Origin of the sequence: Streptomyces anandii JCM 4720 (assembly GCF_014650655.1) — a bacterium.
GTDB lineage: Bacteria > Actinomycetota > Actinomycetes > Streptomycetales > Streptomycetaceae > Streptomyces > Streptomyces anandii.
In genome coordinates, this window is the sequence record NZ_BMVJ01000002.1 from 209,420 (window position 1) to 216,983 (window position 7,564).

6 protein-coding genes and 1 pseudogene are annotated in these 7,564 nt (G+C 66.5%); all 7 read left to right on the plus strand.

Going from position 1 to position 7,564, the window contains the following annotated elements; genetic code table 11:
* Positions 1-1,320, plus strand: a 1,320-nt coding sequence (fusA, locus tag IE249_RS04095; protein WP_189703388.1) for an elongation factor G, incomplete at its 5' end; no start/stop codon positions are given.
* Positions 1,321-1,485: 165 nt separating this feature from the next.
* On the plus strand, positions 1,486-2,679 hold the full coding sequence (gene tuf, locus IE249_RS04100) for an elongation factor Tu (protein ID WP_143627906.1): 1,194 nt from the start codon (positions 1,486-1,488) through the stop codon (positions 2,677-2,679).
* A gap of 196 nt (positions 2,680-2,875) precedes the next feature.
* A complete protein-coding gene (locus IE249_RS04105) occupies positions 2,876-3,241 on the plus strand; it encodes a hypothetical protein (RefSeq protein ID WP_229857471.1) in 366 nt (121 codons plus the stop codon).
* A 61-nt stretch (positions 3,242-3,302) separates the two neighbouring features.
* Positions 3,303-5,306, plus strand: a complete 2,004-nt coding sequence (locus tag IE249_RS04110; RefSeq protein WP_229857473.1) for a hypothetical protein — start codon at positions 3,303-3,305, stop codon at positions 5,304-5,306.
* A gap of 305 nt (positions 5,307-5,611) precedes the next feature.
* Complete coding sequence (locus tag IE249_RS04115) at positions 5,612-5,836, plus strand: hypothetical protein (protein WP_189703390.1); 225 nt, start codon at positions 5,612-5,614, stop codon at positions 5,834-5,836.
* Between the two features lie 245 nt (positions 5,837-6,081).
* Positions 6,082-6,567, plus strand: coding sequence for a DUF2563 family protein (locus tag IE249_RS04120; RefSeq protein WP_229857475.1), 486 nt, complete (start codon positions 6,082-6,084; stop codon positions 6,565-6,567).
* Between the two features lie 47 nt (positions 6,568-6,614).
* Positions 6,615-7,564, plus strand: a pseudogene (locus IE249_RS36110) (translation initiation factor IF-2); the annotation flags it as partial.

Here is a 7,564-nt window from a genome sequence, read left to right on the forward strand (position 1 = left end):
TTCTGCGGCACCGCCTTCAAGAACAAGGGTGTCCAGCCGCTGCTCGACGCGGTCGTGCGCTACCTGCCCTCCCCGCTCGACGTCGAGGCCATCGAGGGCCACGACGTCCGGGACGCGGAGAAGGTCATCACGCGCAAGCCGTCCGACGACGAGCCGCTCGCCGCGCTGGCGTTCAAGATCATGAGCGACCCGCACCTCGGCAAGCTCACCTTCGTCCGCGTGTACTCCGGCCGTCTGGAGTCCGGCACCGCCGTGCTGAACTCCGTCAAGGGCCGCAAGGAGCGCATCGGCAAGATCTACCGTATGCACGCCAACAAGCGTGAGGAGATCGAGTCGGTGGGCGCCGGCGACATCGTCGCCGTCATGGGCCTGAAGCAGACCACCACCGGTGAGACGCTGGCGGACGAGAAGAACCCGGTCATCCTGGAGTCCATGGACTTCCCGGCGCCGGTCATCGAGGTCGCGATCGAGCCCAAGTCCAAGGGTGACCAGGAGAAGCTGGGTGTCGCCATCCAGCGTCTCGCGGAGGAGGACCCCTCCTTCCAGGTGCACACCAACGAGGAGACCGGCCAGACCGTCATCGGCGGTATGGGCGAGCTTCACCTCGAGGTGCTCGTCGACCGCATGAAGCGCGAGTTCAAGGTCGAGGCCAACGTCGGCAAGCCGCAGGTCGCGTACCGCGAGACCATTCGCAAGGCCGTCGAGAAGGTCGAGTTCACCCACAAGAAGCAGACGGGTGGCACCGGCCAGTTCGCTCGCGTCATCATCGCGATCGAGCCGATCGAGGGTGGCGACACCTCGTACGAGTTCATCAACAAGGTCACCGGTGGCCGCGTGCCGAAGGAGTACATCCCCTCGGTCGACGCCGGTGCGCAGGAGGCCATGCAGTTCGGCATCCTCGCCGGCTACGAGATGACCGGTGTCCGCGTGACGCTGCTCGACGGTGCCTACCACGAGGTGGACTCCTCCGAGCTCGCGTTCAAGATCGCCGGCTCGCAGGCCTTCAAGGAGGCCGCGCGCAAGGCCAGCCCGGTTCTCCTCGAGCCCATGATGGCCGTCGAGGTCACCACGCCCGAGGACTACATGGGCGAGGTCATCGGCGACATCAACTCCCGCCGTGGCCAGATCCAGGCCATGGAGGAGCGGGCGGGTGCCCGCGTCGTGAAGGGCCTCGTGCCCCTCTCGGAGATGTTCGGTTACGTCGGCGACCTGCGCAGCAAGACGTCCGGCCGGGCCAGCTACTCCATGCAGTTCGACTCCTACGCCGAGGTTCCGCGGAACGTCGCCGAGGAGATCATCGCGAAGGCCAAGGGCGAGTAACTCACCCGAGTTCCAGCCCGTAGGCTTGACTCCGGAGCCTCGTGGGGCATTCCACCGCTTCCGTAGCGAAGCGGGAGGAATGCCCCGGGGATCCGGGCCATCCAGCAAAGATCACCTGGCGCCGATGAAGTAAGGCGTACAGAACCACTCCACAGGAGGACCCCAGTGGCGAAGGCGAAGTTCGAGCGGACTAAGCCGCACGTCAACATCGGCACCATCGGTCACATCGACCACGGTAAGACGACCCTCACGGCCGCCATTACCAAGGTGCTGCACGACGCGTACCCGGAGCTGAACGAGGCCACCCCGTTCGACAACATCGACAAGGCTCCCGAGGAGCGCCAGCGCGGTATCACCATCTCCATCGCGCACGTCGAGTACCAGACCGAGGCGCGTCACTACGCCCACGTCGACTGCCCGGGTCACGCGGACTACATCAAGAACATGATCACCGGTGCCGCCCAGATGGACGGCGCGATCCTGGTGGTCGCCGCCACCGACGGCCCGATGCCGCAGACCAAGGAGCACGTGCTCCTGGCCCGCCAGGTCGGCGTTCCGTACATCGTCGTCGCCCTGAACAAGGCCGACATGGTGGACGACGAGGAGATCATGGAGCTCGTCGAGCTCGAGGTCCGTGAGCTCCTCTCCGAGTACGAGTTCCCGGGCGACGACCTGCCGGTCGTCCGTGTCTCCGCGCTGAAGGCCCTCGAGGGCGACGCGCAGTGGACGCAGTCCGTCCTGGACCTCATGAACGCCGTCGACACCGCGATCCCGGAGCCGGAGCGCGACGTCGACAAGCCGTTCCTGATGCCGATCGAGGACGTCTTCACCATCACCGGTCGCGGTACGGTCGTCACCGGCCGCATCGAGCGTGGTGTCCTCAAGGTCAACGAGACCGTGGACATCATCGGTATCAAGCAGGAGAAGACCACCACCACGGTCACCGGCATCGAGATGTTCCGCAAGCTGCTCGACGAGGGTCAGGCCGGTGAGAACGTCGGTCTGCTGCTCCGCGGCATCAAGCGCGAGGACGTCGAGCGCGGCCAGGTCATCATCAAGCCGGGCTCGGTCACCCCGCACACCGAGTTCGAGGCCCAGGCCTACATCCTGTCGAAGGACGAGGGCGGCCGCCACACCCCGTTCTTCAACAACTACCGTCCGCAGTTCTACTTCCGTACGACGGACGTGACCGGCGTCGTGACCCTCCCCGAGGGCACCGAGATGGTCATGCCGGGTGACAACACCGAGATGAAGGTGGAGCTCATCCAGCCCGTCGCCATGGAGGAGGGCCTGAAGTTCGCCATCCGCGAGGGTGGCCGCACCGTGGGCGCCGGCCAGGTCACCAAGATCAACAAGTGATCACGGCCAGGTAGCTGCAGCGTGAGCTGAGCTCCTGAAAGGGCCCGTACGACTTCGGTCGTACGGGCCCTTTCGCATGCGCGGGTGGGGCCGGCCCGGGGCGACACGCCCGGAGGGCGTGACGAAGGGGGGCTTGCGGCGGTTGATGGGTCGAAGGGGTTGAAGGGACCGTATCGAGCGAGGTCAGGGGCGAGCGGTGGACGGTGGACTGCACGGAGGGCCGGGCGGCGGAACGGGCCTGGTGTCCTCGCCGGCCGACAAGCGGGCCGCGGCGCTGTCCATCGAGACGGGCATCGCGCCCGGGACGCGCAAGGCGGGGGAGTGGGCCGACGAGGACACGGCCGCGGCGGTGACCGCCTTCGGCGCACGCGACGGCGGGGGCTGGCTGACCTCGGCCGCCCTGAGGAAGGCCCACCACAGGTGGACGGACCAGGTCCGCGACCTGATGGACCGCCTGACGGCGGAGCGTGACGCGCTGCGGAGCACGAACAGCGTCCTGACGAGCACGGACCTGGCGACGGGCTCGACGCTGCGCGAAGTCTCGGTACTGGACATGTTCTGACGCGCGAGGGGCGACGGGCGAGGGGAACGGGGACAGCCAGGTGCCGACGTACCACGAAATCATGAGCACGGACCTCTCCGCACTCACCACGGCGGCGGACCGCTGGGACGGGATGGCGGCGGAGTTCGAGAAACAGGGGAAGGCCTACGGGCGCGAGGTCCACGGCATCGCGATGGGCCGCACCTGGACGGGCCTGAGCGCGGAGGCCGCGAGCGCCCGCTTCACGATCACCCTCAGGGAGTTCCACCACGCCCGGACGGAGGCGAGGGCGGTCGCGTCACTGCTGAGGGACGCGCACACGCAGTTCACCGCGCTGCGGGCAAGGCTGAGGACGGCGTGCGCGGAGGCGGTGGCGGCGGGGCTGAGGGTGTCGGAGCGAGGCCTGGTGACCACGGACCGGACCGACCACCCGGAGCCAGTCGTGCGTTCCTGGCAGAACCGGATCGACAAGGTGGTCCGTGAGATGACGGACGCCGACACGGGTGTGCACATCGCGCTGGCCGCGGTGACGGTCGACTCGGACGTGATGGCGGGCGGCAAGGGCTTCAACGGCGCGGCGCTGGGCGACATCGAGAGGTACGAGGCCCGGGCGGCGGAGGACACGCTGGCGAAGCTGAGCAGGGGCGGCCACCTGTCGGACACCGAACTGACCGAACTGGAGCGGACGTTCCGCGACAACAGCGACGACGAGGCGTTCTCCCGGACCGTGCTGGACGACCTGGGCCCGACGGGCACGATCCGCCTGACGAACGAGCTGAACGACCTCGTCCACATCCGCCCCGGCCACGACGCGCAGAGGTACGCGACCCTCGAAACGGGCCTGGCGGACGCCTTGGCGACGGCGACGCGGAAAACGAACTCGCGGTGGTACCGCCACTGGCGCACGGGCATGCGGCACGCGGGCGTGGCCCACTACGCGACCGACGCGCAGGGCGCCCGCCTGGACAAGGCGGTGGGCTACCAGTCCCTGGTCACGCTGGTGCGGAGGGGGCGGGGCTACGGCCGTGGCGTACTGGAAGACCTGACGGACGACATGATCGCGGCGGAAATGCGGGACCCGGGAATCTGGCGCCTGAAGGGCGCGTACGCCGGCCGCCACGAGGGCTGGTTCGCGAACGACCCCGTGGACGGAATGCTGGGCATCATGAGCCGCGACCCGGCGACGGCGGCCCATTACCTGAGCGACGAGTCCCACATGAAATACCTGATGAAGGACCGCGACTGGAACGTCACGCTGCACGACCACGGCGGGGAAAAGGCGGGCGGCTACGCACCGACGCTGGACACGGACAACCGAGCGGGTTTAGGCGCCGCCCTCCAGGCGGCGGCAACGGGAATCGACCCCTCGGACAGACACGCGCACTACGTACCCCACACGAAGCAGAACGACGCAGTACTGAAATCAGCGATCTCCTACTTGTCCGACCAGGGCGACGACTTCCCCCCGGCGTTGCGCCGCCCCATGGCCAACATCCTGGTGAACCACGGCTCGACGGTCCACGCGTCCATGAGCGAGATCGACATCGCGAAGTCCCCCCTGAAACAGGACGAACTCTTCGAGGTAACGAAACAAATCTCCAAGGACAAGGACGCCTACGCCACTCTGAACGGCGGCCTGAACCATTCCCTGGTATCCGCAATCCACCAAGACCCCTCCCACTCCACAGAACCCTTGATCCGGGTCGGCCGCACAGTGGGCTTCCTCGAAGAGGCCCGCATCCAGTCCGAGGGCGACCCCAAACAAGCCACCTTCGAAACCAAGCCCCTGATCGACAAGGCAATCAGCTACATCCCGGTGGTGAGCGGGGACGTACAGGAGGGGTTCGACTACGTCACGGGGAAGTGGATGGAGGACGAGCAGAGGAGGCTGGATGAGGGGCAGGCGGATGCGAACATCAAATCGTATTCGAGGAGGAATGGACAATTAATGGCTCTCGCGGAGGAATGGAAGAGGGTGCACAGAGGGTTTCAGGATCCGTACTTCAACCCTAAGGAGGAGATCAGTAGGTCTGCGCGAGACGGCAGCGCACATGCGACTGGGGTTTCAGGGGAACGGTTGCAGTGAAGAGGCCAATCTCAGTTCTCTGCGTCCTACTGCTTCCCTTGTTGGTCATCGGCTGTGGCAGGCTCACGGAGCGGGTCTTACCAAAGGTGATTTGCGGCACTCCCATCAATCCTCAAGTTACCCGTTTACTCGTATCCTCGAACAATGACCTACACGAGTTCAACCGGGTTGTCAGGGCAGACGCCATTACGGCACCTTGCGTGCTTCTTTCGGGGCCTGAGCCAGTGCTGGAGTTTCACTTTTCGTGGGATGACAGTGAGACCGATCTGATATACCTGGCCACAGGTAGCGGCTCGGTCTCCAACGTGACGGCCCCCCGCAGCATCACCGCCCCCTACAAAACAGTCATCGGCACCGACGGTGCCATCGCCACGACGCCGTGCAAGACCAAGGGGGGTGAGTACTTCACCCTCACCCTCCAACTCCCCCAGATCAAGCTCATGGACCAGACCCACCGCAACGACATCGAGAAGTTCATGCGCGCCTACTTCCCCGCCACAGTCAAGACGCTCGGCTGCGGCAAGACGTAGCCCGGACCACAGACATGAGTACGAGCACCCATGTGCCGCCCCCGACAAGCGACTTGGATGGTGTGACGTTGGCCGTATCTCCCACACAGGGGCACGCCCCGACGGAGAAGTGTCACTGCTCGTAGATAGAGTTGTCACCGAGGCTTCCGCTTTACGAACGCACGGGGGAGGACGTTGTGTTGCCGAGCGATGCCGGGTCCGGAGCGGCCGACCAGCCGCCGTCGTTGTTGTCCGGCCTAGCAGGCGTGTCCGGCGCGCTGAGCGCCGCGGTAGGCGCCCAGGCCGACATGGCCATGGAACTGTCGTCGTTCACGAAGTTCCAGAAGCGAGTGGACGACCTGATCCGCGACCTGAAGGGCTCGGACGCCGGCCCGACGAAGGTCGGACAGTCCCAGCTGGCCCGCCACCAGTTCGGCGGCGGGGGCGGCTCATGGGCCGAGGCCGCCGGCCTCTACACGGCGTACGAGACGGTGATCAGCGAGCTAGAGACACTCTCGAAGCTGCTGTCCGACTCCATGGAGGGCATGGGCATCGCCGTCATGGCCTCGCACAAGGGCTACCAGAACATCGACCTGGACACCCGCCACCGCATGGCGGCGATCAGCGCCGAGGCGAGGAAGAACTACGGCGGGAACTACGACCCCTCGCTGCCCCAGCACGGCCACGAGGCCGGAACCAAGTCGCCGCACACCGAGCAGACGCCGACGGGTGACGCGGGCGGCTCGATCTGATGGCGGGCAGGGGTTCTGGCTCGAGTGGTGGTACGTCCTTCGAGGGCATGAGCCACGAGCAGATGTTGGCGTGGCTGGATCAGGCGAATGCGGGTGAGGTGCAGGCGGCGGCGGATCGTTTGACGGCTGCTGCGAAGGAGATCCGTAAGATCGCGGAGGAGTTGAAGGTCCGTCCGCAGTGGGTGGCGTGGAAGGGCGAGGGCGCGGACGCGTTCCGCGCGTGGGCCAACGACCTGGCTAACTCCACGCATGCGCTGGGGGACTTCAGCGAGGGCGCGGCGAAGTGGCTGGGTGAGGCGTCGGGGGCGATCGCCCGGGCTCAGGTGTCGATCCCGCGGGATGCGAAGAGTGCTCAGGCGAACCTGGACGCGGCGAACGTGGCGCACAACGATCCCGATGCGGCCCCGGTCCGCTCCAAGGCGGCGTACGACCTGGCGGCCTTGAAGGCCGACAAGGAAAAGGTCCGCCAAGAGGCGGCGGCCGAGATGCACAAGCTGGGCCAGTCCTACGACCTGTCGGCCACCCAGATGAACACCCTGCAACGCCCCAAATTCCCACCACCACCGGCGGCGATCGCGCCGGGTCATGGTGAAGCATCCGAAGACCTGGTCCGCCCCGGAGGCACTGACAACAGCTCACTCAGCCGGGTCGGCAGTTACGGCTCCGGTTCCAGCGCCGTAGGCGTTGCTGGGGCCGATCGGGCTGATCGGGTTGAGCCGCGGAACTCTGCCGTCCCGGCAATCCACTCGAAGCTTCCCGAGAGCGGGACGCCCAGTGGCGGGCACACGCCAACGCTGGCACCAGCCACGCATGTAGGCATTGACTCAGTGTCCGCGCCGCCAGAAGTGCATCAACCATCCAGAGGCCCCGTAGGCGGCCCTTCCAGCCCCGTGCCCACAGATGGGAACAGCGTCCTTCCCCCCACTGGGCCCGTGCTTGCGACACCTCGCAGTCCCGTGCGACCGCCTGCCCCCTCGGGGCCTTTCGGCAGAACAGG